The organism is Acidisoma cellulosilyticum, assembly GCF_020621385.1.
GTDB classification, from domain to species: Bacteria; Pseudomonadota; Alphaproteobacteria; order Acetobacterales; family Acetobacteraceae; genus Acidisoma; species Acidisoma cellulosilyticum.
The window spans coordinates 553,424-576,779 of the sequence record NZ_JAESVA010000001.1 but is presented as its reverse complement, the minus strand read 5'-3'; the positions used below and the strand labels follow the sequence as shown (position 1 = coordinate 576,779).

31 protein-coding genes are annotated in these 23,356 nt (G+C 64.8%); 13 read left to right on the top strand and 18 right to left on the bottom strand.

Annotation, left to right across the window (positions count from 1 at the left end):
- Positions 1-65: 65 nt before the first annotated feature.
- Positions 66-788, top strand: a complete 723-nt coding sequence (locus ACELLULO517_RS02685) for an MgtC/SapB family protein (RefSeq protein ID WP_227305640.1) — start codon at positions 66-68, stop codon at positions 786-788.
- Positions 789-992: 204 nt separating this feature from the next.
- Here the strand turns inward: ACELLULO517_RS02685 and purH are convergent, their stop codons facing one another.
- Positions 993-2,570, bottom strand: coding sequence for a bifunctional phosphoribosylaminoimidazolecarboxamide formyltransferase/IMP cyclohydrolase (purH, locus tag ACELLULO517_RS02680; protein WP_227305638.1), 1,578 nt, complete (start codon positions 2,568-2,570; stop codon positions 993-995).
- A 224-nt stretch (positions 2,571-2,794) separates the two neighbouring features.
- Here purH and ACELLULO517_RS02675 point away from each other — a divergent pair, with 224 nt between their 5' ends.
- The gene (locus ACELLULO517_RS02675) at positions 2,795-3,067 is read left to right on the top strand and encodes a BrnT family toxin (RefSeq protein WP_227305636.1); all 273 of its coding nucleotides are present in this window, start codon (positions 2,795-2,797) and stop codon (positions 3,065-3,067) included.
- Positions 3,048-3,350 (top strand): BrnA antitoxin family protein, encoded by a 303-nt coding sequence (locus ACELLULO517_RS02670; RefSeq protein ID WP_227305633.1) that lies wholly within the window; start codon positions 3,048-3,050, stop codon positions 3,348-3,350. Before ACELLULO517_RS02675 ends, ACELLULO517_RS02670 begins: the two co-directional genes overlap by 20 nt.
- 36 nt (positions 3,351-3,386) lie before the next feature.
- On the opposite strand, the gene ACELLULO517_RS02665 is transcribed toward ACELLULO517_RS02670, so the two are convergent.
- The 3 genes from ACELLULO517_RS02665 to thpR form a co-directional block, all read right to left on the bottom strand.
- Positions 3,387-4,499, bottom strand: a complete 1,113-nt coding sequence (locus tag ACELLULO517_RS02665; RefSeq protein WP_227305631.1) for a glycosyltransferase family 4 protein — start codon at positions 4,497-4,499, stop codon at positions 3,387-3,389.
- 28 nt (positions 4,500-4,527) lie between these two features.
- A complete protein-coding gene (locus tag ACELLULO517_RS02660) occupies positions 4,528-6,135 on the bottom strand; it encodes a heparinase II/III family protein (protein WP_227305629.1) in 1,608 nt (535 codons plus the stop codon).
- 159 nt (positions 6,136-6,294) lie between these two features.
- Complete coding sequence (gene thpR, locus ACELLULO517_RS02655; protein WP_227305627.1) at positions 6,295-6,828, bottom strand: RNA 2',3'-cyclic phosphodiesterase; 534 nt, start codon at positions 6,826-6,828, stop codon at positions 6,295-6,297.
- 219 nt (positions 6,829-7,047) lie between these two features.
- Here thpR and ACELLULO517_RS02650 point away from each other — a divergent pair, with 219 nt between their 5' ends.
- Positions 7,048-7,383, top strand: coding sequence for a hypothetical protein (locus ACELLULO517_RS02650; RefSeq protein WP_227305625.1), 336 nt, complete (start codon positions 7,048-7,050; stop codon positions 7,381-7,383).
- A gap of 41 nt (positions 7,384-7,424) precedes the next feature.
- Here the strand turns inward: ACELLULO517_RS02650 and mltG are convergent, their stop codons facing one another.
- The 7 genes from mltG to ACELLULO517_RS02615 all read right to left on the bottom strand — a co-directional run bounded on the left by mltG (position 7,425) and on the right by ACELLULO517_RS02615 (position 12,836).
- The gene (gene mltG / locus ACELLULO517_RS02645) at positions 7,425-8,432 is read right to left on the bottom strand and encodes an endolytic transglycosylase MltG (protein WP_227305623.1); all 1,008 of its coding nucleotides are present in this window, start codon (positions 8,430-8,432) and stop codon (positions 7,425-7,427) included.
- Between the two features lie 7 nt (positions 8,433-8,439).
- Entirely contained in the window at positions 8,440-9,726 is a 1,287-nt protein-coding gene (fabF, locus tag ACELLULO517_RS02640) for a beta-ketoacyl-ACP synthase II (protein WP_227305621.1), read from the bottom strand.
- Between the two features lie 16 nt (positions 9,727-9,742).
- A complete protein-coding gene (locus tag ACELLULO517_RS02635) occupies positions 9,743-9,982 on the bottom strand; it encodes an acyl carrier protein (protein WP_158804395.1) in 240 nt (79 codons plus the stop codon).
- Positions 9,983-10,208: 226 nt separating this feature from the next.
- Positions 10,209-10,946, bottom strand: coding sequence for a 3-oxoacyl-[acyl-carrier-protein] reductase (gene fabG, locus ACELLULO517_RS02630; RefSeq protein WP_227305618.1), 738 nt, complete (start codon positions 10,944-10,946; stop codon positions 10,209-10,211).
- A 35-nt stretch (positions 10,947-10,981) separates the two neighbouring features.
- On the bottom strand, positions 10,982-11,944 hold the full coding sequence (gene fabD, locus ACELLULO517_RS02625) for an ACP S-malonyltransferase (protein ID WP_227305616.1): 963 nt from the start codon (positions 11,942-11,944) through the stop codon (positions 10,982-10,984).
- Between the two features lie 172 nt (positions 11,945-12,116).
- The gene (locus tag ACELLULO517_RS02620; RefSeq protein WP_227305614.1) at positions 12,117-12,533 is read right to left on the bottom strand and encodes an EVE domain-containing protein; all 417 of its coding nucleotides are present in this window, start codon (positions 12,531-12,533) and stop codon (positions 12,117-12,119) included.
- 9 nt (positions 12,534-12,542) lie between these two features.
- Entirely contained in the window at positions 12,543-12,836 is a 294-nt protein-coding gene (locus ACELLULO517_RS02615) for a YciI family protein (RefSeq protein WP_227305612.1), read from the bottom strand.
- Between the two features lie 90 nt (positions 12,837-12,926).
- Between ACELLULO517_RS02615 and ACELLULO517_RS02610 the strand changes: the two genes are divergently transcribed.
- The 7 genes from ACELLULO517_RS02610 to ccmI are packed head-to-tail and all read left to right on the top strand — an operon-like array spanning position 12,927 to position 18,063.
- On the top strand, positions 12,927-13,712 hold the full coding sequence (locus ACELLULO517_RS02610; protein WP_227305610.1) for a heme ABC transporter permease: 786 nt from the start codon (positions 12,927-12,929) through the stop codon (positions 13,710-13,712).
- Positions 13,709-13,867, top strand: coding sequence for a heme exporter protein CcmD (locus tag ACELLULO517_RS02605; protein ID WP_227305608.1), 159 nt, complete (start codon positions 13,709-13,711; stop codon positions 13,865-13,867). The genes ACELLULO517_RS02610 and ACELLULO517_RS02605 overlap by 4 nt, the downstream gene beginning before the upstream one ends.
- Entirely contained in the window at positions 13,867-14,388 is a 522-nt protein-coding gene (gene ccmE, locus ACELLULO517_RS02600) for a cytochrome c maturation protein CcmE (protein ID WP_227306053.1), read from the top strand. The genes ACELLULO517_RS02605 and ccmE overlap by 1 nt, the downstream gene beginning before the upstream one ends.
- A 12-nt stretch (positions 14,389-14,400) precedes the next feature.
- Positions 14,401-16,383: a heme lyase CcmF/NrfE family subunit gene (locus tag ACELLULO517_RS02595; RefSeq protein WP_227305606.1), complete on the top strand. Its 1,983-nt coding sequence runs from the start codon at positions 14,401-14,403 to the stop codon at positions 16,381-16,383.
- Complete coding sequence (locus ACELLULO517_RS02590; protein WP_227305604.1) at positions 16,380-16,961, top strand: DsbE family thiol:disulfide interchange protein; 582 nt, start codon at positions 16,380-16,382, stop codon at positions 16,959-16,961. Before ACELLULO517_RS02595 ends, ACELLULO517_RS02590 begins: the two co-directional genes overlap by 4 nt.
- Complete coding sequence (locus ACELLULO517_RS02585; RefSeq protein ID WP_227305602.1) at positions 16,958-17,431, top strand: cytochrome c-type biogenesis protein; 474 nt, start codon at positions 16,958-16,960, stop codon at positions 17,429-17,431. The genes ACELLULO517_RS02590 and ACELLULO517_RS02585 overlap by 4 nt, the downstream gene beginning before the upstream one ends.
- On the top strand, positions 17,428-18,063 hold the full coding sequence (gene ccmI / locus ACELLULO517_RS02580) for a c-type cytochrome biogenesis protein CcmI (protein WP_227305600.1): 636 nt from the start codon (positions 17,428-17,430) through the stop codon (positions 18,061-18,063). Before ACELLULO517_RS02585 ends, ccmI begins: the two co-directional genes overlap by 4 nt.
- Here ccmI and ACELLULO517_RS02575 read toward each other — a convergent pair.
- Entirely contained in the window at positions 18,060-18,458 is a 399-nt protein-coding gene (locus tag ACELLULO517_RS02575; protein ID WP_227305598.1) for a type II toxin-antitoxin system VapC family toxin, read from the bottom strand. The genes ccmI and ACELLULO517_RS02575 overlap by 4 nt on opposite strands.
- Positions 18,455-18,697 (bottom strand): type II toxin-antitoxin system VapB family antitoxin, encoded by a 243-nt coding sequence (locus tag ACELLULO517_RS02570; RefSeq protein WP_227305596.1) that lies wholly within the window; start codon positions 18,695-18,697, stop codon positions 18,455-18,457. The genes ACELLULO517_RS02575 and ACELLULO517_RS02570 overlap by 4 nt, the downstream gene beginning before the upstream one ends.
- A gap of 128 nt (positions 18,698-18,825) precedes the next feature.
- Between ACELLULO517_RS02570 and ACELLULO517_RS02565 the strand changes: the two genes are divergently transcribed.
- On the top strand, positions 18,826-18,996 hold the full coding sequence (locus tag ACELLULO517_RS02565; protein ID WP_227305594.1) for a DUF1674 domain-containing protein: 171 nt from the start codon (positions 18,826-18,828) through the stop codon (positions 18,994-18,996).
- Between the two features lie 6 nt (positions 18,997-19,002).
- Here the strand turns inward: ACELLULO517_RS02565 and dnaQ are convergent, their stop codons facing one another.
- The 5 genes from dnaQ to ACELLULO517_RS02540 form a co-directional block, all read right to left on the bottom strand.
- Entirely contained in the window at positions 19,003-19,713 is a 711-nt protein-coding gene (gene dnaQ / locus ACELLULO517_RS02560) for a DNA polymerase III subunit epsilon (RefSeq protein ID WP_227305592.1), read from the bottom strand.
- Positions 19,710-20,297 (bottom strand): dephospho-CoA kinase, encoded by a 588-nt coding sequence (coaE, locus tag ACELLULO517_RS02555; RefSeq protein ID WP_227305590.1) that lies wholly within the window; start codon positions 20,295-20,297, stop codon positions 19,710-19,712. The genes dnaQ and coaE overlap by 4 nt, the downstream gene beginning before the upstream one ends.
- Before the next feature lie 36 nt (positions 20,298-20,333).
- Positions 20,334-21,179 (bottom strand): shikimate dehydrogenase, encoded by an 846-nt coding sequence (locus tag ACELLULO517_RS02550; protein WP_227305588.1) that lies wholly within the window; start codon positions 21,177-21,179, stop codon positions 20,334-20,336.
- Positions 21,180-21,214: 35 nt separating this feature from the next.
- Entirely contained in the window at positions 21,215-21,745 is a 531-nt protein-coding gene (secB, locus tag ACELLULO517_RS02545; protein WP_227305586.1) for a protein-export chaperone SecB, read from the bottom strand.
- 105 nt (positions 21,746-21,850) lie between these two features.
- Complete coding sequence (locus ACELLULO517_RS02540; protein WP_227305584.1) at positions 21,851-22,393, bottom strand: histidine phosphatase family protein; 543 nt, start codon at positions 22,391-22,393, stop codon at positions 21,851-21,853.
- Between the two features lie 270 nt (positions 22,394-22,663).
- Here ACELLULO517_RS02540 and ACELLULO517_RS02535 point away from each other — a divergent pair, with 270 nt between their 5' ends.
- Positions 22,664-23,353: a Tim44/TimA family putative adaptor protein gene (locus tag ACELLULO517_RS02535; RefSeq protein ID WP_227305582.1), complete on the top strand. Its 690-nt coding sequence runs from the start codon at positions 22,664-22,666 to the stop codon at positions 23,351-23,353.
- Positions 23,354-23,356 lie beyond the last annotated feature (3 nt).

Genomic DNA, 23,356 nt, shown 5'->3' with positions numbered 1-23,356 from the left:
GATTGTCTCGATTTCTTCGTAATTCGTCTCTTTGGTTGTGACCGCGTTTCCGGGTAGGGGCGATCATGCTCATGTTCCAAACCTTCCATGGCCTGGACTTCCTCAACACCCTTGTCGGGCTCGTGGTGGCCTTCGTGCTGGGCACCGCCATCGGGGCTGAACGGCAATGGAAGCAGCGCAGCGCGGGTCTGCGCACCAATGTGCTGGTCGCACTCGGGGCCTGCGAATTCGTCGATCTCGCGATGAATCTCGACGGCGGCCATGGCGGCGTGAAGGTCGTCTCCTATGTCGTTTCCGGCATCGGTTTCCTCGGCGCCGGCGTCATCATGAAGGACGGGCTGAATGTGCGCGGCCTGAATACGGCGGCGACCCTGTGGTGCTCGGCGGCTGTCGGCGCCTGTGCCGGCGCCAATCTCGGGGCCCAGGCGGCAGCGCTGACGATTTTCGTCGTCGCTGCCAATACGCTGCTGCAGCCGCTGGTCAACCGCATCAACCGCGCGCCGGTCCATGGCAGCGCCACGGAAGCGATTTACGAGATCAGCGTCATGACGACGGTGGAAGGGGCGGCCGCTGCCCGGAAGGCCGTCATGGCCCTGCTGCAGGCCGCCCATTATCCGATCAGCGATATCGACCTGATGGACCGCCCGGACGGTCTGTCGGAAGTCCGGGCGACCCTGGTTTCGACCGCGGTCGAAGTCGGTGACCTGGACGCTGTCACGGCCAAGCTGGAAGCCATGCCCGGCATTTCGAGTGCCACCTGGAGCAGCAGCACCGAAGACCTGGACTGATCGTCCCTGCCCGCCGGCTTACGCCGGCAGGTGCGAGGGAACGGTTTAGAGTCCGTCAGGTTTACGTGGAAACGACCCCTTGCCCCGTCATGGCCGGGCTTGACCCGGTCATCCAGTCCTTGGGCGCCCCAACGAATGGATGCCCGGCTCTGGGGCCGGGCATGACGATATTAGGCACAAGCTTCAGTTAAAATCAGACAAACTCTAGTGCCGGAAGTGGCGCATCCCGGTCAGTACCATGGCGATGCCGGCTGCGTCCGCCGCCGCGATCACCTCATTGTCGCGCATCGACCCGCCAGGCTGAATGACGGCCGTGGCACCGGCCGCGATGATCGTCTCCAGCCCATCCGCGAAGGGGAAGAAGGCGTCGGAGGCCGCGACCGATCCGATGGTCAAAGCCTCGGCCAGACCGGCCGCCTTGGCGGCCTCGCCGGCCTTCCAGGCCGCGATGCGGGCGCTGTCGACGCGGCTCATCTGCCCGGCGCCGATGCCGACCGTCGCACCCGCCTTGGCGTAGATGATGGCGTTGGATTTCACGTGCTTGGCGACACGGAAGGCAAACAGCAAGTCCGTCAGTTCCTGTTCGGTCGGCGCACGCTTGGTGACAACGCGAAGGTCAGCGGCGGTCACGCGGCCGGCGTCGCGGTCCTGCACCAGAAAGCCGCCGGCGAGCGAGCGGAAGGCGGCCATCCGCGCTGCCGGGTCAGGCAGGCCGCCGGTCAGCAGCAGTCGGAGGTTCTTCTTGGCCGATAGCACGGCCTCGGCCTCGGGCGTCGCATCGGGGGCGACGATGACCTCGGTGAAGATCGCGGAAATGCGCTTCGCCGTCGCCTCGTCCAACGTGCGGTTCAGGGCCACGATGCCGCCGAAGGCGCTGACCGGGTCGCAGGCCAGCGCGCGGTCCCAGGCTTCCGCCATCGATGCGCCGGAAGCGATGCCGCAAGGATTGGCATGTTTGACGATGACGACGGTCGGTTCCTCGAATTCGGCCACGCATTCGAAAGCGGCGTCGGTATCGTTGAGGTTGTTGTAGGAAAGTTCCTTGCCCTGCACCTGGCGCGCGGTCGCGACACCGGGACGGCTGTCCGTGACGTAGAAGGCGGCTGATTGATGCGGGTTCTCGCCATAGCGCAGCAGCTGGCGACGCTGGCCGCTGACCGCAAAACGATCGGGGAAGGCCTCGCCGCGCTCACCCGCGAACCAGGTCGCGATCGCCGCGTCATAGGCGGCGGTGCGGGCATAGGCCGCGCCCGCCAGGCGGCGGCGCTGCGCGATATCGGTGCCGCCTTCGGCCAGCGCCGCTTCGATTTCGGCATATTGCGCGGGGTCGGTCAGGATCGCGACGAAATCATGGTTCTTGGCGGCGGCGCGGATCATGGCCGGGCCGCCGATATCGATATTCTCGATCGTCGTTTCGGCATCGGCGCGGCGGGCGACCGTCTCCTCGAAGGGATAGAGATTGACGCAGACGAGGTCGATCGGCGCGATCTTGTGTTCTTCCATGGCGGCCAGATGCTCGGGCAGGTCACGGCGGGCGAGGATGCCGCCGTGGATCTGCGGCACCAAGGTCTTCACGCGCCCGTCCATGATCTCAGGGAAGCCGGTATGGTCGGAGACGTCCTTCACCGGAATGCCCGCTTCGCGAATGGCTTTTGCCGTGCCGCCGGTCGAGAGGATTTCGGCGCCCGCTGCGGCCAGCGCCTGGGCGAAAGGAATGAGCCCCGTCTTGTCGGAGACCGAGATAAGGGCGCGGCGGACGGGAATAAGGGCTTGATCGGACATGAAGGATAATCTCCGGCAACTGAAGCAGGCAGATAGGGCCGCGGGGGCGTCTCAGTCCAGAGTGCGGCAGATGGAAGTTGCGCGGGCCAGAACCTATCGCGTGTTATGGCTAAGTGATGCGGACGGGTTCCCATCATCCGCCTATCGAAAATGCTGAGTGATACTCGCTCCAGCCCACATCAATGTTTTGACCTTGATGGGTTTTTGCTGTAGCGATAACTCACATGGCAATTGTCTTCGATCCGAAGAAAAGCGCGAAGAATTTAGCCGAGCGCGGTATTTCGTTTGAGCTGGCTTCGGAGATCGACTGGAACACCGCCCGGCTTATCGTCGATGACCGCAAGGAATACGGCGAGACGCGGGTGCAGGTTTGGGCGGCCATCGAGGGGCGGCTTTACTGCATTGTCGTTACCCCACGCGGCGAGGACCTGCGGGTCATCAGCCTGAGGAAAGCGAACAGGAAGGAGGTAAAGCGATATGACGAAGAAGATCACTGAGGCGCAGGCATCGCGGGCCGACGCTGAAAACCCGGAATGGACATTAGCGGATTTCAAACTTGCGCGGCCGGCTTCGGAAGTATTGCCAGCCTTGATCGGGGAAAAGGCAACGCAAGAGCTGCTGCGCAATAAGGGCGGTCGACCAGTGAAAGCTGATAAGAAGGTCAACCAGACGCTAAGGCTGGACGCGGATGTTTTGGAGGCGTTTCGACAAGAGGGTAAGGGGTGGCAGTCGCGCATCAATGACGTGCTGCGTCAGCACATGCCCGGTTCCCAAAAATGATCCCTCGCGTGGATTGTGCTCGGCGCCCGTCGACGTTCAACCCGCCGTCGCCTCCAGCAGATCCAGCGTTCGGCCGATGATCTTCGTTTCGTCGAAATTGTCGCGCGCATAGGCCAGGCCGGCGGCGCCCATGCTGGCGCGGAGACCTGGATCAGCGACCAGTTTGCCCAGGGCCTCGGCCAGCGGCGCCGTTTCTCGCGGCGGCACCAGAAAACCTGTCTCGCCCTCCGCCACCTGTTCGCGCGGGCCACGAATATCGGTCGCGACCACAGGCAGACCCGTCAGCATGGCCTCGATCACCGACATCGGCAGGCCCTCGAAATGGCTCGGGAGGGCAAAAATATCGGCGGCGGCCAGCACATCCGCCGTATCCTCCCGGTAGCCCAGCCGGCGCAGACGCGCGCCCAAGCGCGATTGCGCGAAATAGGTGTCGAGATCCTCGCCATGGTCGGATGGCAGGCGCTCGCCCACCACCCACAGCTCCGCATTCGGGACGCTTTCCATCGCCGCCAGCAATTCCGGATGGCCCTTGTGGCGGACGAGGCGGGAGACGATGACGATGACGACCCGGTCTTCCGGCACGCCGAGACCGTCCCGAATGCGCGCGCGCGCGACGGGGTTCGGGTGAAAAATCGCGGGCGAGCGGCCATTGCCGATGGCGATCGGCTTGCGCGCAATCCCTAATCGCCGCGCGTCCCGCGCTTCTTCCTGCGAAACGGTCAGATAGAGGTCTGTGATCTTGCCGGCGGTCCATTCCATGCCGAAGGACGCAGCCCGGCGCGGCCAGGGGCTGGGCTGATTGAACAGGAAGCCGTGGCAGGTATAGGCGATGTGCGGCACGCCGGCGGCGCGGGCCGCCATCCGTCCCCAGAAGCCCGACAGCGGCATATGGGCATGAACCAGATCAGGCTTCTCCGCGCGCAGCAGGGAGACGAGGGCCGCAAATCCCTGCAACTGCGCGATGGGCGACGCGCTTCGCTTCAGCGGCAGCGGCGTGATGCGGAACCCTTCGGCCCGCAAGGGCACGAGCAGGGGCCCGTCCGGACAGGCGCCCACCATCTCATGCCCGCGGGCACGACCCTCCCGCAGCAGCGGCGCCAGGAAATGGCGCATCGCGAAGTCGGTATTGGTCAGCTCGATGATTTTCACGGGCGCGGAACCGGATGACCAGCGGCGATCAGCCGACCTTGCTGATCGCCCATTTGATCTGCTGCGCGCTGGCCTCATCGCCGCTCATGACGATCTGCTCGGTACGCTTGGGCTCGGTGCCGCCCATATAGATGCTTTCTTCCAGAGCCATCACCGCGCCCTCGGCGCGGAAGCGCCAGCTTTGGCCGCTTGGCAGGCGCATCAGCACCGCCTCGCCGTCACCCTGGATGCTGGCCTGAACCGACGGATGGAGATGGAATCTGAGCGTGAAATGCCGCGGCGTCTCTGCCTCCACCGCATCCTCGCCACGAATATCCTCGCCGCTTTCCGCCATATAGAGACGGCGACGATGGATGGCCCCAAGCGTCTTCAGCCAGCCGTCATGGCTCGCTTCCAGCCAATGCGCGCCATTCGCCTCCTGGCGCTGAGCTTCGACCTTATCCGGTCGACGCGTGCCGAAACCGTCGGCCTTGACCTCGGACGAGCTGGTATCGGCAATGACCAGCGTCGAATGCGCGGCCGTGGCGCGCAGCGCATCGCGCCATTCGCTCATCGCTGCCGGCGCCGAGCCGCAATTCACGATCAATCGGTCACGCCCGACCGAAAGCTCGAAGGAGAGCGTGCCGGCATGAGCGTTCATATCCAGGCCCGCCGGGGGCGGCGCGCCGGTATCCATGATCAGAACGCTGCGCCCGGCCTGCAGCCGATGAAAACCGCCATCGACCAGCTGACTGGGCGCGCGCGTCGGCCGCCCGGCCTGGGTGAGCACGAGATCGACCAGGCTCGACGTTTCTTCCTTGGTGCCGTTGAACAGCGCCAACCCGCCATCGCCATGCCGCAACATCCTGAGCGCGGTTGCGAGCTTTTCGATGGACGGCCCGAGTGCCGGCGGCGGCGGGGCCTGGGCCGCCTGCAGCAGCGCGCGCACCTCGGTCAGGTCCTGCAGCGCCGCCAGATGCGTCGCCGGGCTGCGCTCGATCTGGCTGCCGTCGGGCAAAATCTGGCGGGACAATTCCGCAGGCAGGAAACGCAGCGCCCGGCTGAGGAAGGAGTTTTGATCCGGCAGGGCAACGGCAGCCGCGACCAAACCCTTCAGCGCAGTCAACGCCCGCGCCTGGCCTTCCTCGGCCGGCAGAGCGGCTGAGAGTGCCCGCGCATCGGCGACCAGACGTCCCATCAACTTTTGGCGAAATGCGTCATCCGCGCTCGCCGCGAAGAAATCGTAATGCCCAAGCCAGGACGCGATTCGCGCACCGGCGACATCGGGGCGCGACGCGACCGGGTCGCTATGCGCGGCTGAAATCCATTCGGAAACCAGGCTACGGGCGCGTTGCCGGGCGGCATCCGTGCCGAGCGCACGCAGGTCGCGCAGCCAGGTGAAAGTATGGGCGGCCGCGCGCAACGGCACCGATCCGCGACTATCCGCCCAGGCGCCCGGTTGCAAAAGCAACACGGAATTACCCACGGTCAGCTCGCCCTTTAAAAGGCGCGCGCCAAGGCTGGGATCGCCAGGCCATAGATCGCGCACGGGCAAGGTCGGCGCATCCGGCACACGGGCCAGGCGCAGACTAGGGAGTTTAGCCAGGCCCAACCGCGCGCCGCGCAGCCAGCCACCACGAGGAGACTTACCGCTCATCAAACCATCCGGCGAAAGGCATTTTGCGTCCGTCCGGGAAGGCGGAGAGCAATGATGCAAAAGGGCTGAAGTCTCTGATAGCCATGAAACCTTCTAGACAGCGTGATGCCTGTTACACAAGCGTCAGAAAGCGTGATCAATAGGATGAGGGCCGAGCCTTCAGGACAGGCGATAGTCGTTCTCTGCCGTATAGACTGAGCCTTCCTTGCCCAGTTGCGAGCTGAACAAGGTGAAATGCTCGACAGAAAAAGCCTCGGCACGGAATAGATTATTGCCCTGCATGAAGCGCGTAATCTTTTCGTTCGCCGGCTGATCAAGCCTTGCCAGCGTGACATGGGGCGTGAAGCGCCGCCGCTCAGGCTCCAGCCCCGCCCGTTGCAGCGCCGTCTCGACCTTCGTCTGCAGATGGTCGAGCTGGGGGGAGCGTTCGATGCCGGCCCAAAGGGCGGTCACTCGTCCGGCTTTTTCGAAGACCCCGACCCCGGTCAGCACCAGCGGGAAGACCCGGGCTTTGATGGCATGCAGCGCGAGGTCGATCTCCTCGGCCCGCCAATTCGGAACCTCGCCGATGAAGCGTAGCGTGAGGTGCATGTTTTCGGGTGGCACCCAGCGGGCACCAGCGAGCCCGAAGGCGAATTGCGACAGCCTTTCGCGCAAGGGCCAGGGCAGGTCGAGAGCGACAAAAAGTCTCATCCGCTCAATGCTCTCCTGGGCGCGTCGTCACCAAACCCCGAATCGGACCAGAAGGGCCGGCAGCGGACGGCAACCACTGATAGCATTCCCGTCGCGGCCCTTGCGGTCAATATGCTGTCCGATGAAGGCGAAGGTCGTCCGGACTTCGTGAAGACCATTGGCCTGCAAGGATATTCTCCCGGCCCCATGTTTGGAGCATCCCCAGAGGGAGGCGTGGCGATGAAACACAGTAAAGGTCGGAGATTTTACGGGCGGCGGTCCTCATCGGCGGCGCCGACCGGGCGTCGCATCGCCTGCCTCGTGCTTCTGGCCGCGGTCGGCATTCCGACCGCGGCCGTCGCGGCAATGGTGCCGACCGGGCCGCAGACCCCAGGACCGGCCAGCCCGGTGCAGACGCCACCCGCTTTATCCCATCAGACGCCGCATAACGGGGTCATTACCCCGCCCACCGGTATTAGCCGGATGCCGGTCATCAAGCCCAAGGTACCGACCAGAACGCCGGTTATTCCACCCGCCGGCAGTCCGGGCGGCAGTCAGACACTGGTCCCGAAATAGCGGCCGGTGACTGTCAGGTTCTGGCAAAATCCTGACAACGTCTAGTTACGCTCGACGGCGTCCTGCCGGTCCGCGTCGAGTGCGCGCAGCCTGGCCACATTGCGCACCTGATCCTTGTAGCTATGGCTGAAGACATGGCCGCCGCTGCCATCCGCCACAAAATAAAGCGCGTCCGTATCGGCCGGATGCAGCACGGCCAGGATGGCGGCGATCCCCGGTGCCGCAATCGGCCCCGGCGGCAGGCCGGTATTGAGGTAGGTATTATAGGCCGAGGGCGTCAGCAGGTCGGCATGGGCCAGCGGCCGGTCCATGGTGCCAAGCCCGCCCGACAGCCCGAAGATCACGGTCGGGTCCGCCTGCAGCTTCATGCCGAGGCGGAGGCGGTTGAGATAGACGGCCGCGACCATCGGACGCTCGTCGGGCTTCGCGGTCTCGCGTTCCACGATGCTCGCCAGCGTCACCGCGTCTTCGGGGGAAGAGAGGGGCAGATTGGCTGCCCGGTTCGGCCAGGCCGCAGCCAGCGCCACATCCAGCGCCCGCTCCGCCCGTTTCAGCAGCAATGTGCGGGGCGTGCCATACAGATAGTCATAGGTATTGGGCAGGATAGCGCCTTCTGAAGCCACCTTAACCTGGCCGGTCATGGCCGGCGCCTGATTGATCAGGGCCGCGATGCCCTGGGCCGTCAGTCCTTCGGGGATCGTCAGATGGTGCTCGACCTGTTTGCCGTGGCGCAGGATGCGAAAGACGTCGGCGAGGCTCGCATGGGCGGGAAAGGCGAATTCGCCGGCATGCAAAGCGCCGTCGTCATCGGTCAGGTTTTCCGCGACGCGAAAGGCCAGGACGCCGTCGATGATACCAGCACCGCGCAGCGCGCGGCCGACGATCTCGGTCCTGCCGTGCGGCACCACAAAGGCTGTGTTTTGGGAGAGGGGGCCAGGTCCGTTCCAGACCTGGCCGATATAACTCCGCCCTGCTTGCGCGATGACGAGCAGGGCAATCAGCGGCAAAAGCCACCGCGAGAGACGAGAGATGAGCGGCAGAGCCTTCACTCGACGCTCAGACGACCTCGCGGAAAATAATGCTCGCGTTCGTGCCGCCGAAGCCGAAGCTGTTCGACAGCGCGACCTTGATCGGCCGTTCCTGGGCGACCTTGGCGACGCGATCGATGACGCTCGCGCGGCTCGGCTCTTCCAGGTTCAAGGTCGGCGGGGCCACGTTGTCGCGGATGGCAAGGATCGAGAAAACCGCCTCGATCGCGCCGGCCGCGCCCAGAAGATGTCCGGTCGCCGACTTGGTGGAGGACATGGCGATGGTCTTGGCATGGTCGCCGAAGAACCGCTCGACCGCTTCCAATTCCAGATCATCGCCCAGCGGCGTCGATGTGCCGTGGGCATTGACGTATTGGATTTCCGACGGATCGACCTGGCCGTTGCGCAGCGCCGCCTTCATCGCCCGGAACGCACCATCATGCCCCTCGGCCGGAGCCGTGATATGATGCGCGTCACCGGAGAGGCCGTAGCCCCCGATTTCGGCATAGATCTTCGCGCCACGCTTCTTCGCGTGCTCGTATTCTTCGAGCACGAGAACGCCGGCACCTTCCCCCATGACGAAGCCGTCGCGATCCTTGTCCCAGGGACGGGAGGCGCGGGTCGGCTCGTCATTGAAGCCGGTGGACAATGCGCGCGAGGCGCAGAAGCCGCCGATGCCCAAGGCGCAAACAGCCGCTTCGGCACCGCCGGCCACCATCACATCGGCATCGCCAAGCGAAATCAATCGGGCCGCGTCGCCGATGGCGTGAACGCCGGTGGCGCAGGCGGTGACGGCGGAGTGGTTGGGTCCCTTGAACCCGTAACGGATCGAGACGTGACCCGAGACGAGGTTGATCAGGGCGGAGGGGATGAAGAACGGCGACAGCCGCCGCACCTTGCCTTCATGGACCTGCACGGAGGCTTCATAGATCGACTGCAGACCGCCGATGCCGGACCCGATCATGACCCCGGTCCCCCAGGCGTCCTCGTCGGTCTGCGGCACCCAGCCGGAATCCTCCACGGCCTCGATGGCCGCGACCATGCCAAGATGGATGAAGCGATCCATTTTCTTGACGTCTTTGACCGGAATCCATTCGGCCAGATCAAGGGCACCATCGGCCTTTTTGCCGATAGGGACCTCACCCGCAACCTTCGCCGGCAAATCGCTGGTGTCGAAGGATTGGATTGCGCCGAGGCCGGACTGGCCTTCGATCAGCCGGCGCCAAACGTGCGGGACACCGATCCCCAAGGGGGATGCGATGCCCATGCCCGTGACGACGACCCGCCGCAACTCGGTGGTTCGTAAACCTGTCATAGTAGCTAGCGCGCCCTTAGGCGGCCTTCTGCTTCTCAATGTAGTCGATCGCGTCCTTGACGGTGCTGATTTTCTCAGCGGCGTCTTCGGGGATCTCAACGCTGAAGGCTTCCTCAAAAGCCATCACAAGCTCGACCGTGTCGAGGCTGTCGGCGCCGAGATCGTCAATGAAGGAGGCCTCGGGAGTCACCTTCGACTCCTCCACGCCCAAATGCTCCACAACGATCTTCTTCACCTTGTCGGCGACTTCGCTCATGGACCTCGATACTCCTGCGTGACGGCTAGTGGTTTCGATACCGCCCGGGCCCGCCCGGGCGCCTGGCGTATAATCCGCGCCGGCCCGAGGGTTATAGCCCGGATTGCGGCGCGCTTAGCATGGTTTTGCGGAACCCGCCAACTGCACTGCGTCAAGTATCCGCAGTCTGGCGGGATTGGCAACGCGTTACGGGAAACTTGTCCCGTCGTGCAAGGGTTGAAACGCCCTAGATCATAGCCATTCCGCCGTTGACATGAAGCGTGGCGCCGGTGACCCAGGCGGCTTCCTCGGACGAAAGATAGACGGCGGCGGCCGCGATATCCTCGGGCCGGCCCATGCGGCCGAGCGGGATGGAGCCAAGCAGCTTCGACTTCTGGTCATCGTTCAGCACATCGGTCATCGCCGTCTGCACGAAGCCGGGCGCGATGACATTCACCGTCACGCCGCGACTGCCGACTTCCTGGGCCAAGGATTTGGTCATACCGATCATGCCGGCCTTGGCGGCGGAATAATTGGCCTGGCCGGCATTGCCGGTCACGCCGACGATGCTGGCGATATTGATGATGCGCCCGGCCCGGCGCTTCAGCATGCCGCGCAAGGTCGTGCGAATCAGGCGGAAGGGGGCAGACAGATCGACGTCCAGCACGCTTTGCCAGTCGGCGTCCTGCATGCGCAGCGCCAGCATATCGCGGGTAAAGCCGGCATTATTGACGAGGATCGATAGCGGCCCGAGCGCGCCCTCAGCCGCTGTCACCAGCGCATCGGCGGCATCAGCCTGGCGGAGGTCGGCCGGGCAGACGGCGACCCGCTCGCCGAGCTCGGCGGCAAGGGATTCGAGTGCCTCGCGGCGAGTCCCGGACAGCGCGACCGAACCGCCCTGGGCGTGGATCGCACGGGCAATGGCGCCGCCAATGCCGCCGGAGGCGCCGGTGACAAGCGCGGTCTTTCCACTCAGATCAAACACGGGTTTTTCTCCGTTTTACTTTTTCGGCCGCGCTATCAGAGCGACTTCAGGAAGGCTTCGATATCGGCTGGCGAGCCGATCGAGGTCGTGGTCGCATCGGGCAGGATGCGCCGCACCAGGCCGGCCAGAACCTTGCCGGCGCCGAGCTCGACGAAATGGGTGACGCCCATCTCGGCCATGGCGAGCACGCTTTCGCGCCAGCGCACCATGCCGGTCACCTGTTCCACCAGAAGTTTGCGGATTTCGGCCGGATCGGTCGCCTTATCGGCGGAGATATTGGAGATGACGGGCAAGACCGGTGCCTTCAACGTCGCCGCCGCCAGCGCGTCCGCCATGGCGTCGGCCGCCGGGGCCATCAGCGCGCAATGGAAGGGCGCGGAGACGGGCAGCAGCATGGCCCGCTTGATGCCGCGGGCTTTGGAGATTTCGACCGCGCGTTCGACCGCGGCCTTGTGGCCTGAAATCACGACCTGGCCGCCGCCATTGTCATTGGCGGGCTGCACGACCTGCTTTTTGCCGGTCTCGGGGTCGAGCGCCGCTTCGGCACAGATGCTGTTCGCCTGATCGAGGTCGGTTCCGAGAAGGGCAGCCATGGCGCCTTCGCCGGGCGGCACGGCCTGCTGCATGGCGCTGCCGCGCAGACGCAGCAGCTGAGCGGTCTCGGCGATGGAGAGGCCGCCGGCCGCCGCCAGGGCGCTGTATTCGCCCAGCGAATGGCCGGCCACCATCGCGGCCGCCTGGGTCAGCTGCACGCCGCCGTCCTGTTCGATCACCCGCAGCACAGCGAGCGACATCGCCATCAGCGCCGGCTGGGTATTCTCGGTCATGGTCAGCTCGTCGGCCGGTCCCTCGAACATCAGCTTCGAGAGGCGCTGCTTCAGGGTCTCATCGACCTCGGCGAGCACGTCACGCGCTGTGGTGAAGGCAGCGGTCAGATCCTGAGCCATGCCCACGAACTGGCTTCCCTGTCCGGGGAAGATGAAAGCGCGAACGACCATTGACTGTCCTTGAGGAGTGGGCCCCGCAGGGGGCCGACGGAGATCAGCTTACGCCAGGATGATCGGCCGACGACGGCGCTGTAATGCGGCGGGGGGTTAGCCCGGTGTGTAACGCCGAGTCAATCTTCGTGAGGCGATGGCGTCAAGCCGGGCGCTCGGTGACGCCAAATTGTCACCCCTTCCAGCCGCCCAATTTGCAGATATAGGCCCAATGTTCGGGGCTGACGGGCGCCACCGACAGGCGGGAGAGGCGGACTAGGGCGAGGTCGGCCAAAGCCGGGTCGGCCTTGATGGTGGCGAGCGTCACCGGATGCGGCATCGGCCCGACGGCCTCCATATCGACCGCGACCCAATCGCCGGACTCGGCCGTCGCGTCCGGATAGTATTCGCGGGCGATCCGCACGATTCCAACGATCTCGCGGCCAATATTCGAGTGGTAGAAGAAGGCGAAATCGCCTGTCTTCATGGCTTTCAGATTATTGCGGGCCTGATGACTGCGCACACCGGTCCAAGGTTCGACTCGGTTCACCACCTGCTGGTCCCAGCTGAAGGCATCAGGTTCGCTTTTGATCAGCCAATAAGCGGTCATGGCTTTGGTCTAACCGAGCCGCGCACGATCTTTGTAGACCGCCCGATAGGGGGTCACGGTGACGATCTGGAACAGCCCCGCGATCGCATAGGGGTCCTGGGCTGCGATGGCTTCCGCCGCCGCCTGATTGTCGGCTTCGATGACGATAAGGCTGCCGATCGCCTGGCCTTCCGCGTTCAACAGCGGACCCGCGATCACGAGTTGGGACAGAAAGCCGTCGAGATAGGCCAGATGCGTCTCCCGCGTTGCGGCACGCAGAGCGAAGCTATCGGGCTTGTCGAGATTGTTAATGGCAAAAAGCATGGTCTGGTCCGTCTCCTGTGTAACGCATGCCAGTGTAGACGAGGTGATTGTGCCTTCAAACCCAGGCTTGCCTTCGCTATGGAGAGGTCCGTGGACGCTTTCAGCACATCGCTGCCCAGGACGCCTGCGGGGGGCAGCCTGCACCGTTTCGCCAATCCCGGGCAATTCCTAAGGCTCTCCGGTCGTGTACTGCCTTGGCTGGTCCCTGTCGCCATTCTGGTCACAGCGGTCGGTCTGGTCTGGGGGTTCTTTTTTTCGCCGCCGGACTGGCAGCAGGGCGATACGGTGCGCATCATGTATGTGCATGTGCCCTCGGCCTGGCTCGCCTCCATGGGCTATGCGTCCTTGGGCCTATGCGGCTTGCTCTCCATCGTCTGGCGCCATCCGCTGGCGGATCTGGCAGCCATGGAGATCGGTCCGGTCGGCGCGGTGTTCACAGCGGTCTGCCTCATCACCGGCAGTCTGTGGGGCAAGCCGACTTGGGGCGCCTGGTGGGTCTGGGATGCGCGGCTGACCTCCGTTCTCGTGCTGTTTTTTCTGTATCTGGGCCATATCGCACTGATCCGGGCCTTCGATAATGAGCAGCGCGGTTTTCGCGCGGCCTCCATCCTGGCCTTGGTCGGGCTCGTCAATCTGCCGATCATCAAGTTCAGCGTCGATTGGTGGAATACGCTGCACCAGCCCGACAGCATCCATATTTTTAGCCAGACGACGATGCCGGCCGCCATGCTGGACCCGCTGCTGGTTTCAGCGCTCGGCTTCACGCTGCTATTCGCGGCGATCGTCATCGCGCGCCTGCGTGCGGCGGTGATGGAGCGGCGCATTCGCAGCCTGCTCTCGGCCCGCGCCCGCTCGGCCGAGGAGAGAGCCGCTTGACCGACGCACCCTATATCATCGCCTCCTACGCCATTGTCCTTGTCGCCATGCTGGGCCTGGGGGTCGGCGCCTGGATGCGCCACGGTAGCGCCCGCCGGCGCTTGGCCGCCGTGGAGGCCGCATCCCCCCGCGCCGCCAGGCGTCGCGCCCGATGATGACGCGCAAGCGCCGCCGGCTTTGGCTTGTCGGCGTCTGCCTTGTCGCTTTCGGCAGTGCCACCGCACTGACGCTCTCCGCCTTTTCAGGCGATATCGTCTATTTCATGCTGCCGGGCGCGGTGCTGGCCAAGCACCCCGCGCCGGGTCGGGTTTTTCGTCTGGGTGGGCTGGTCGCACAGAATACGCTGCATGACAGGACGATCGACGGACAGCCCGGTGTCGTCTTCGGCGTCACCGACGGCGCCGGCCATATCGTCCTGGCCGAATTCGCCGGTCCCTTGCCGGATCTGTTCCGGGAGGGCCAAGGCATCGTCGCCGTCGGCGCCATGACGCCGGACGGCACCTTCCGCGCGAGCGAGGTTCTGGCCAAGCATAGCGCGAGCTATATGCCACCGGATGTGGAGGCCGCTTTGAAAAAGGACGGGCTGTGGAATCCAGCCACCGGCCAGCCGCCGCCGGCGGCTGCCTTTAACGGCAGCCTGGAGCGGACTGCCGCGACCAAGGCCGCCGGTGGTTGAGGCGATAGCGCGATGATCCCTGAACTCGGCCATTTCGCCATCGCTCTGGCTGTCGTGATTGCGCTATCACAAGCGATCATCTCCATCTGGGGCGCGCATCGCGGCGACGCGCGTTTCATCGCGGCCGCGCCGGCCCTGGCGCTCTCTCAAGCGATGGCCGTGGGTTTCGCCTTTCTGGCCCTGGTCTGGTCGGGCATCGTTTCGGATTTTTCCGTCATCAATGTCGCGGAATATTCCAGCGCGCGGACGCCGCTGCTGTACAAAATCACCGGCGCCTGGGGTAATCATGAGGGGTCCATTCTCCTCTGGTGCCTTATTCTTTCGTTCTGCGGGGCGGCGGTCGCCGTTTTCGGGCGCAATCTTCCGTCCGCGCTCCGCGCTCGCGTCATCGGCGTCCTGGGCCTGGTCTCCTGCGGCTTTCTTCTGTTTACGCTGACCGTCTCCGACCCGCTGGGCCGCATCTGGCCGCCGCCATCGGAAGGGCAGGGCGTCAATCCGCTGCTGCAAGACCCTGGCCTCGCCTTCCATCCGCCCATTCTCTACAGCGGCTATGTCGGCTTCGCGGTCGCCTTCGCCTTTGCCGTTGCCTCCCTGCTTGAAGGCCGGGTCGATGCCGCCTGGGGTCGCTGGGTCCGCCCCTGGACGCTGGGCGCCTGGTGCCTGCTGACGAGCGGCATAGCGCTCGGTTCCTGGTGGAGCTATTACGAGCTCGGCTGGGGCGGCTATTGGTTCTGGGACCCGGTCGAGAATGCCTCTCTGCTCCCCTGGCTGACCGGCACGGCGCTGCTGCATTCCGCGATCGTGGTCGAGAAGCGGGAGGCGCTGAAGATCTGGTCCGTGCTGCTCGCGATCACGACCTTCTCCCTCAGCCTCGCCGGCACTTTCATGGTGCGATCCGGTCTGCTCAATTCCGTCCATGCCTTCGCCAATGACCCGACGCGCGGTGTGTTCATCCTGGCGCTGCTCGGCCTCGTCATCGGCGGGTCGCTGCTGCTGTTCGCCTGGCGCGCGCCGGTGTTGCAGCCGGCCGGGCTATTCGCACCGCTGTCGCGCGAAGGCGCGCTGGTGCTGAACAATATCCTGCTCTGCTCCATCATGGCGGTGGTCCTGGCCGGGACCATGTATCCGCCCTTCGTGCAGCTGATCTTCGATCAGCAGATCAGCGTCGGGCCGCCCTTCTTCATTTCGACCGTGGTGCCGCTGGCCGCCCCGCTGATGGCGGCGATGGGCCTGGGCCCCGTTTTGTCGTGGAAACGCGCGGCGGTCGCACCCGCCTTATTGCGACTTTGGTGGGCGGCGCTCGCGTCTCTGATCGTCGTGCTGGTCGGCTTCTACGGCCGCCTCGGCTGGGCGGCCGTCGGCTTTGGCGCGGCGCTGTGGATGGTGCTGTCGGCGCTCGCCGAAATCGTCGAGCGCTCGCAGCTGTTCCGCCAGCCCATCGGCACAGCCTGGGCGCGGCTGCGCGGTCTGCCGCGGGCGAGCTACGGCGCGGCCGTCGCTCATGCGGGATTGGGCGTCGCGGTCGCCGGCATGGTCGGCATGACGCTCGCCAGTCACAGCATCGTTCTGCTGCATCCCGGCGATACGACCAAGGTCGGCAATTATGACTGGCGGCTGGTCTCACTGACCAGCGGGGCCGGCAGCGACTTCACCGCCCGCATCGCGACGCTTGCCGTGACCGACGCCCGCACCGGTCAGGCGATAGCGACGATGTATCCCGCGCGCCGCACCTTCCCGTTGCAGCAGCAGACCACGACCGATGTCGCCATTCGGACCAATGGCTTTCGCGACCTCTACGCAGCGCTGGGTGACGAGCGTGACGGTGGCATCGTGCTGCGGATCCACGTCAACCCGCTGGCACCCTGGATCTGGTTCGGCGCGCTCATCATGGCATTCGGCGGCGCTTTGTCCCTGTCCGACCGCCGCTTGCGCATCGGCGCACCGGTCCGGCTCGCACGACGACGCGCCGCCGATATGAAGGTCGCCGCGGAATGAGCGCGCAGGTCCCTCAAAAATCTGTTCTTGGGCGACGCCTTCTGCTCGGCGCGCCTTTGGCGGTGCTGGCCTTGGTCGGCGGTGGCTGGGCGCTGATGCTGCGACGGATGGCCGGCGGCAATTTCGATCCGCATAGCCTGCCGAGCCAGCTCATCGGCAAAAAAGTGCCGGATTTCTCGCTGCCGGGCCTGGACGGCGGCGTCGCGATGACGGGGGCGGAATTGCAGAATCCGGGTCGCCCGATGCTGGTGAACTTCTTCGCCTCCTGGTGCGTGCCCTGCCTGGAAGACGCCCCCATGCTCAACAAGCTTGCCAAAAACGGCTTGCCGATCTGGGGCATCACCTACAAGGACAAGCAGGCCGATACCCAGCGATTCCTCAGCCAGAACGGCAATCCTTACGCCCGTATTGCAGTGGACCAGCCGGGGCGCGTCGCAATCGATTGGGGCGTCTATGGCGTGCCGGAAACCTATCTGATAGACGCGGCCGGCCTCGTTCACTGGCGCTTTGCCGGTGCGCTGACACAGAGGGTGGTCGACGAGGATTTGACCCCTTTGCTGCGCCGGATCGGCGCGTGAAGCGCCTGCGCCTCGCCGCTGGGCTGCTGACGCTGCTGCTTCAGGTCGCGCCCGCTTTTGCGGTCAGCGACCCGAGCGAGCTTCTCTCCAACCCGGCCATGGAGGCGCGGGCCGAAGCGATCGGCAGTCATCTGCGCTGCCTCGTCTGCCAGAACGAAAGCATCGAAGCGAGCGACGCTGGATTGGCGCGGGATATCCGCGCCATCATCCGCCAGCAGGTGGTGGCTGGGCGCACGGACAAGCAAATCACCGCCTATATGGTGCAGCGGTACGGCAGCTTCATTCTGCTGGAGCCGCCGTTCGAACCGCTGACGGTGCTGCTGTGGGGCAGTCCGGTCATCGCGCTATTGCTGGGGGCGATGATCGCCTTGCTGGCCTTCCGTCGGCAGCGGCGGGAAGCCGCGACGATTGCCCCGGCACCACTGTCGCCCGCCGAAAAGGCGCGGCTTGAGGCATTGCTCCGCTCATGATCTGGCTCGGGTTTGCGATCCTGTCGCTCATCATCCTGTCACCGGTCATCTGGGCGCAGCGCGGCACGGTCATGCTTGGCCGGCGGGAAAGCGCGCTCGCCCTGTATCGCGCACAGTTGAAGGATGTGGCCGAGGACGGCGCGCGGGGACGCTTTCAGCCGCGCGAACAGGCGGAAGCCAAGCTGGAGATCGAGCGGCGCCTGCTCGCCGCCGGCGGCCTGGCGGAGGAGACGATCACGGGCCGATCCGGGTTCAGTTGCCGCTTGGCGATGCTGGTCCTGGTGATCCCGATTTTGGCCCTGGCGCTTTATCTGCCGCAGGGTGCGCCGCTGCTGCCGGCGGCGCCGCTGGCGCCCCGTATTCAAGCGGCTCAGGCGCAGATGATGCAGGACCGCGCCATGCTCGGCATGCTGCAGGCCAAGATCGCGACGCTCGACCCGAAAAGCGATCAGGCGCGGCAAGGATTCGTTCTATTGGGCAATCTGGAAGCCAATCTTGGCGATGCATCGGCCGCTGCCGATGCCTGGGGCCGGGCTCTCGCCATCCGCTACGACGCCAAGCTCGCGAAACTGCAAGCCATGGCCGAGGCGGTTGCGAAACAGTCGACCCAGTCCGGTGCGGCGTCCCCTTAGGCCGCCTGGATATCGGTCTGTGGGAAGTCATCACCTTTGAACAGCAATGTGGCGCCTTGTGTTTTGGCGCAGGCATAGGCGAAGCAATCACCCATATTAAGGCCGGCCGGGTGACGTCCTTTGCCGAAGCGGGCATATGCTTGAATGGCTGCACCGTATTGGGTCTCGCCCATGTCGATGAACGCGATATCGTTGAAGTCCAGAAAGCTGCGCACAAGCCTATCGGCCGCCGGAACCGCCAGGCCATGGCTGCGGCAAAGACCTGCCACGGTTTCCCAAACCGAAAGAGCTGAGCAGCTGCGTTGCGGATCACGCGCCAGCCGGTCTACCAGATCGTCGGCGTCAGCCTCTCCTATGATCAGCGCGATCATGGCCGAGGCATCGACGAAGATCATTCTCCCTCGCCGTCCAAGCTGTCGAAAAACGCCTTATCGGCTCTGTCGCCTGTCGCTGCAGGCAGTGGGTGCTGGGCGCGCCAGACCGACATCCGCTGCCGCAACGGCAAGCTTGCAGCCGTCCGCGACAACTCGGCCTTAACCGCAAGCCGTACCGCCGCCTGTTTAGTGATGCCGCGTTCCGCCGCGAGTTCCGCGACGAGCCGCGCTGTCTCATTGTCCTTGATATAGAGAGGCATGCGACGCTCCCTCGCTGATGGGCGGACTGTAGGATATCCAGCTGCCGCTGCGACATATCCGATTCGTTGCGCCAGGCACAAAACAGCCAGACCTTGCCAGCAGCTCCGGTCGGTCTATGTCCTATTGCATGACCCAGTCAGATCCCAAGCCCATTCCCCAGGACGATCCGCCGCCGCCGCAGGACACACCGCCTGTGGACCCCAAGGCCGCCATGCCGAAGGAATTCGGCGGCCCGACAGGACCCGAGCCGACGCGGTTCGGCGATTGGGAAAAGAACGGCCGCTGTAGCGACTTCTGACGGCGCCTAACCGGCTGCCGCCGCTTTCTCGGTCTCCACGTCCTTCAGCCAGATCGGGCTTTTCAGTCGCTGGATGAAGGCCACGTGGCGTTCGATTTCCTCGGCACTGACCGGAATGGGCCGGCTGACGCGCCCGTCATTCGCTTCATATTGCGCGACCGCATTGCCGCCGTCTTCGACGGCCAGTGACAGGCCGCGCTGACGGCCGCCCGTCAGCTCGACATAGACTTCCGCCAGCAGCTTGCAGTCGAGCAGCGCGTTATGGGAGGTGCGTTCCGACAGATCGATGCCGAACCGGCGGCATAGCGCATCCAGGCTGTTCGGCATGCCGGGAAAGCGCGTCTTGGCCATGACCAGGGTATCGACCATGCGATGCGCGCCAAGCGGCGGCAGGCCGCAAATCGTCAGTTCAGCATTCAGAAAGCGGAAGTCGAAGGGCGCGTTATGGGCGACCAGCATCTCGTCCTCGCCCATGAAGGCCAGCATATCCGCCGCCACCGCCTTGAACAGCGGCTTGTCCTTCAGATGCTCCAGCAGGATGCCATGAATGCGGCTCGCATCCTCGGGAATGTCGCGTTCTGGGTGGATCAGCCGGTGAAAATGCACACCCGTCGGCAGGTCGTTGATGAGCTCCAGCGCCGCCACTTCGATCACGCGATGACCGTCGCGCGGGTCCAGCCCGGTGGTCTCGGTATCGAAGAGAACGGATCGGATCATCTCCGAAGCTCCTGAATAAGCCGGGCGATCCGGGCTTGGGCGTGACGGCGGGACAGGCCGGTGCGGATGACGAGATCTGCCCGCCGGCGCTTTTCCGAATCGGGCATCTGCCGCGCGATAATGGCCGCGATCTCGACCTCCGTCATCCGCCCGCGTTTGCGCAGCCGCGATGTCTGGTTGGCCGTGGAGGTGGAGACCACCATGGTGAGGTCGATATCCGGATTGGGACCGGTTTCGAACAGCAAGGGGATATCCAGCACGGCGATGCGCACGCCCTGCCGGCGGCAGCGCGCCAGAAAGGCGCGGCGCGCAGCGCGGACCAGGGGATGGATGATTTGTTCCAGCACGCGCCAGCCAGCCGGCTCCGCGATCAGCTTGGCGCGCAGCAGGCTGCGGTCCACCGCGCCGTCCCGGATCGTGCCGGGGAAGGCCGCGTCGATCGCGGCGACCGCCGCGCCGCCACGTGCCTGCAAGCGATGGACCTCGGCATCGGCGTCGAACATCGGGATATGCGCACGTCGGAATTGCTTGGCGGCGGTCGATTTGCCCATGCCGATGCCGCCGGTTAGCCCGATGACCTTCAAGACCTGCGGTCGTCCTTGTTTTCGTCGAAGGCTAAGTTACCGACGGCGGGGCAGCAGATCGGCGGCGACGAAATCGTAAAGCGCGTCATCGACGACCGGCGTGACGCCGAACCAGGCCGCGAAGCCGGGAACGGCCTGATGCAGCAGCATGCCGAGGCCGGGGGCCGTCTTCAAGCCGCGTGTTTTCGCCGCCGCGATCAGCGGCGTCTCCAATGGCACATAGACGATATCGGCGATCGCCGTCGTCGCTGCGGCTCGGCCGAGGTCGAGCATCAGCGTTTGGTGGCCGGTCATGCCGAGCGACGTCGTATTGACGGTCAGCGCCTGGTCCGCCAGCGCGTGCTCCCGCGCGGCCCAGGGGAGGGTGCGGCAGCCGGGCAGGGCTTGGGCCATTGCCTCGGCCCGTTCAGGCGTCCGATTGGTCAGCGTGACATCGACACCGAGGCCAAGCAGCGCCGCCGCGATAGCCCGCGCCGCACCGCCGGCCCCAAGCAGAAGGGCAGGGCCCGCCGCCGGGTCGATACCGTGCTGGCGCAGGTTTTCCAGAAAGCCGATGCCGTCCGTATTGGTTCCGGTGATGCGCCCGTCTTGGAAGACGAGGGTATTCACCGCGCCGGCCGCATGAGCGAAGGGATCGACCCGGTCGCAGACGGCGAAGGCCGCTTCTTTATGGGGAATGGTGACATTGGCGCCGGCAAAGCCGGAAGCGACCAGACCGCGCACGGCGGTCTGGAAATCCTCGGGACGCACCGGCAAAGGCAAATACGCACCGTCGATGCCATGACGGTTGAGCCAGAAGCCGTGCAGCCGGGGGGAGCGGGAATGCGCGACCGGCCAGCCGATAACGCCGGCCAGTCGCGCTTGTCCTGAGAGGATCGCCATCAGCGAATGAAGCCCTCTCGGTCAGTCAAGCCTGGTCAGGCATTGCCGACCGGGGTCGCGGTCGCGGCATTGGCCGCCTGGCTGCGGCGATGCTGCCACAGCGACAGGAAGTCGATCGGGCCGAGCAGAACCGGCGGGAAGCCGCCGTCGCGCGTCACATCGGCCAGAATGTTGCGGGCGAAGGGGAAGAGCAGACGGGGGCCTTCCACCATCAGAACCGGCTCGACCTGATTGTCGGGAATGCCGTTCAGCGTGAAGATACCGGCATAGGAGAGCTCCGCCAGGAAGACGATGGGGCCGCCGTCATTGCCATTGCTGGGCATATCGGCGGGCTTGGTCGCTTCGACGCGGGCGACGAGCGTCACTTCGAAGACCAGCTGGTCTTCCGCCAGGCGCTTCACCTGCACGTCGAGATTGACGGCAACCTGAGGGGCCGAGCGCAGCACCGAATAGATTTGCGGTGCGCCTGGGACCTCGAAGGAGAGGTCTTTCACATATTGCGCGTTCACCACCAGAGGGGCGGCAACGGGCTGTGCGGTGGCAGCTTCGGGGGTTTGCTGAGACATGGCTTTCTCTCTTGGTCTTGTCTGTGTTGCCCTAGCATCGGGGTGTGTCCCGCGCCAGAGCCGGCGTGTTCAAACTGTAAGGGCAACGATCAATATTGGAAACGATCAGCCCCGAGCCATAAAATCCGCATCGGGCTCAAGCACGACCCATTCGCAATTCGTCACGCTGCGCCCGGTCATGGCGAGAATAAAACCCCAATGGCTGACGACGAGGGTTTCCTCATGATCCGGCTGTGCGGCCATTTCGACATGAAATTTGCCGGCGCGGGCAAGCGTGGCGCGCTCGCTCTCGGTCTGGGCCGGCCACCAGATATCGGGCAGATCACCGAAATCGTGTTCGGGCCAAGCCTGAGTTAGATGGGAGACCGGCCGGCCGACATCGCAGGAATAGGCATAGCGCTCCAGAACGAGGGGCGAGATCGTGACCGGCAGGCCGAAATGCCGGGCGAAGGGCGCGGCCGTCTGCAGGGTGCGGGTATAGGGCGACGAGATGATGCGGGTGATGCGGAGATGGCCGAGCGTCTTGGCGGCAGCCTCCGCCTGTTCCTGTCCAAGCGCCGTCAAAGGCGCATCCTCGATGCCCGGGTCGACGCGGTTGGCCGCAAACTGGACGTTGAATTCACTTTGGCCATGGCGGATCAGAATCATGCTAACCTTATAGACGTCGTAGCGGCCGATGACTGCGGGGTAGACCGACCCTAAGCCTCAATCGGCCTCTAAATTAACCGAAGCGAGATTCAGGTTTTAGCGTCGTCTGACCTGACATTATCTCACTCAAGTGGTCCGGACCATCCGGGCAGCCGGGGAGACAAAACCTCGGCTTTCGTGCGCTTGGTTGCGATGCGGCGAGCGGCGGCCTATGTCTTCCTGCATTGGCATGGGTAGGGCCGTTCGGCCATATCCCAAGGTTGGGGTTTCATGAATTTTTCCGGCGGGTTCCCTGTCGATCTTGTTCTGTTCGGCTTGATCGCAGCCTTTCTGGTCCTGCGGCTGAGGAGCATTCTTGGTCGCCGCACCGGTTTCGAGGGGCGTGCCCGGCCGGCAGCCCCTGCCGGACCGCGCAACAACGCGGCCCCGCGCGACGCGAAAGGACCCGTGATCGACGGACGCGCCGAGCCTGTGGCGCCGCGCCCTGTCCGCCCTTTGCCGGACCTCAATTCCCCGCTCGGCGAACAGCTGCGGCGGTTGCGCGGCGTCGATACGGGTTTCGACGCGGCCCGCTTCCTGGAAGCGGCGGAAAATACCTTTCGCACCATCGTCACGGCCTTCGCGGCCGGTGACCGCGTGACGCTCCGCTCTCTTCTGACGGACGAAACCTATCGCGCTTTTGAGATGGCGATCGCGGGGCGGGAGACGAGCGGAGAAACCCAGCGCACCGAGATCAAGGAGATCACGACGGCCACCATCGTCGCCGTGGAACTCACCGGCACGGTCGCCGATATCACGCTGCGCTTCGTCTCCGATCAGGTGAATATGACGTCGAACAAGGACGGTCAGCCGATCGCCGGTGCCGATGCGCTGACCGAGATCACCGATCTTTGGACCTTCGAGCGCGAACTTTCCATGCGCGATCAGACCTGGCGCCTGGCCGCCGCCCGTAGCGCTTGAGGT

What these genes read in the sequence shown, in the direction of transcription:
- ccmI (WP_227305600.1), top strand. Translation starts at nt 17,428, where the DNA reads ATGATCTGGCTCGGGTTTGCGATCCTGTCGCTCATCATCCTGTCACCG.
- ACELLULO517_RS02565 (WP_227305594.1), top strand. Translation starts at nt 18,826, where the DNA reads ATGACCCAGTCAGATCCCAAGCCCATTCCCCAGGACGATCCGCCGCCG.
- fabD (WP_227305616.1), bottom strand. Translation starts at nt 11,944, where the DNA reads ATGGTCGTTCGCGCTTTCATCTTCCCCGGACAGGGAAGCCAGTTCGTG.
- ACELLULO517_RS02660 (WP_227305629.1), bottom strand. Translation starts at nt 6,135, where the DNA reads ATGAGCGGTAAGTCTCCTCGTGGTGGCTGGCTGCGCGGCGCGCGGTTG.
- ACELLULO517_RS02535 (WP_227305582.1), top strand. Translation starts at nt 22,664, where the DNA reads ATGAATTTTTCCGGCGGGTTCCCTGTCGATCTTGTTCTGTTCGGCTTG.
- ACELLULO517_RS02550 (WP_227305588.1), bottom strand. Translation starts at nt 21,179, where the DNA reads ATGGCGATCCTCTCAGGACAAGCGCGACTGGCCGGCGTTATCGGCTGG.
- secB (WP_227305586.1), bottom strand. Translation starts at nt 21,745, where the DNA reads ATGTCTCAGCAAACCCCCGAAGCTGCCACCGCACAGCCCGTTGCCGCC.
- ACELLULO517_RS02670 (WP_227305633.1), top strand. Translation starts at nt 3,048, where the DNA reads ATGACGAAGAAGATCACTGAGGCGCAGGCATCGCGGGCCGACGCTGAA.
- ACELLULO517_RS02615 (WP_227305612.1), bottom strand. Translation starts at nt 12,836, where the DNA reads ATGCTTTTTGCCATTAACAATCTCGACAAGCCCGATAGCTTCGCTCTG.
- dnaQ (WP_227305592.1), bottom strand. Translation starts at nt 19,713, where the DNA reads ATGATCCGATCCGTTCTCTTCGATACCGAGACCACCGGGCTGGACCCG.
- ACELLULO517_RS02685 (WP_227305640.1), top strand. Translation starts at nt 66, where the DNA reads ATGCTCATGTTCCAAACCTTCCATGGCCTGGACTTCCTCAACACCCTT.
- ACELLULO517_RS02650 (WP_227305625.1), top strand. Translation starts at nt 7,048, where the DNA reads ATGAAACACAGTAAAGGTCGGAGATTTTACGGGCGGCGGTCCTCATCG.
- ACELLULO517_RS02540 (WP_227305584.1), bottom strand. Translation starts at nt 22,393, where the DNA reads ATGATTCTGATCCGCCATGGCCAAAGTGAATTCAACGTCCAGTTTGCG.
- ACELLULO517_RS02595 (WP_227305606.1), top strand. Translation starts at nt 14,401, where the DNA reads ATGATCCCTGAACTCGGCCATTTCGCCATCGCTCTGGCTGTCGTGATT.
- ACELLULO517_RS02635 (WP_158804395.1), bottom strand. Translation starts at nt 9,982, where the DNA reads ATGAGCGAAGTCGCCGACAAGGTGAAGAAGATCGTTGTGGAGCATTTG.
- ACELLULO517_RS02590 (WP_227305604.1), top strand. Translation starts at nt 16,380, where the DNA reads ATGAGCGCGCAGGTCCCTCAAAAATCTGTTCTTGGGCGACGCCTTCTG.
- thpR (WP_227305627.1), bottom strand. Translation starts at nt 6,828, where the DNA reads ATGAGACTTTTTGTCGCTCTCGACCTGCCCTGGCCCTTGCGCGAAAGG.
- ACELLULO517_RS02575 (WP_227305598.1), bottom strand. Translation starts at nt 18,458, where the DNA reads ATGATCTTCGTCGATGCCTCGGCCATGATCGCGCTGATCATAGGAGAG.
- fabF (WP_227305621.1), bottom strand. Translation starts at nt 9,726, where the DNA reads ATGACAGGTTTACGAACCACCGAGTTGCGGCGGGTCGTCGTCACGGGC.
- ccmE (WP_227306053.1), top strand. Translation starts at nt 13,867, where the DNA reads ATGACGCGCAAGCGCCGCCGGCTTTGGCTTGTCGGCGTCTGCCTTGTC.
- ACELLULO517_RS02570 (WP_227305596.1), bottom strand. Translation starts at nt 18,697, where the DNA reads ATGCCTCTCTATATCAAGGACAATGAGACAGCGCGGCTCGTCGCGGAA.
- purH (WP_227305638.1), bottom strand. Translation starts at nt 2,570, where the DNA reads ATGTCCGATCAAGCCCTTATTCCCGTCCGCCGCGCCCTTATCTCGGTC.
- ACELLULO517_RS02675 (WP_227305636.1), top strand. Translation starts at nt 2,795, where the DNA reads ATGGCAATTGTCTTCGATCCGAAGAAAAGCGCGAAGAATTTAGCCGAG.
- ACELLULO517_RS02620 (WP_227305614.1), bottom strand. Translation starts at nt 12,533, where the DNA reads ATGACCGCTTATTGGCTGATCAAAAGCGAACCTGATGCCTTCAGCTGG.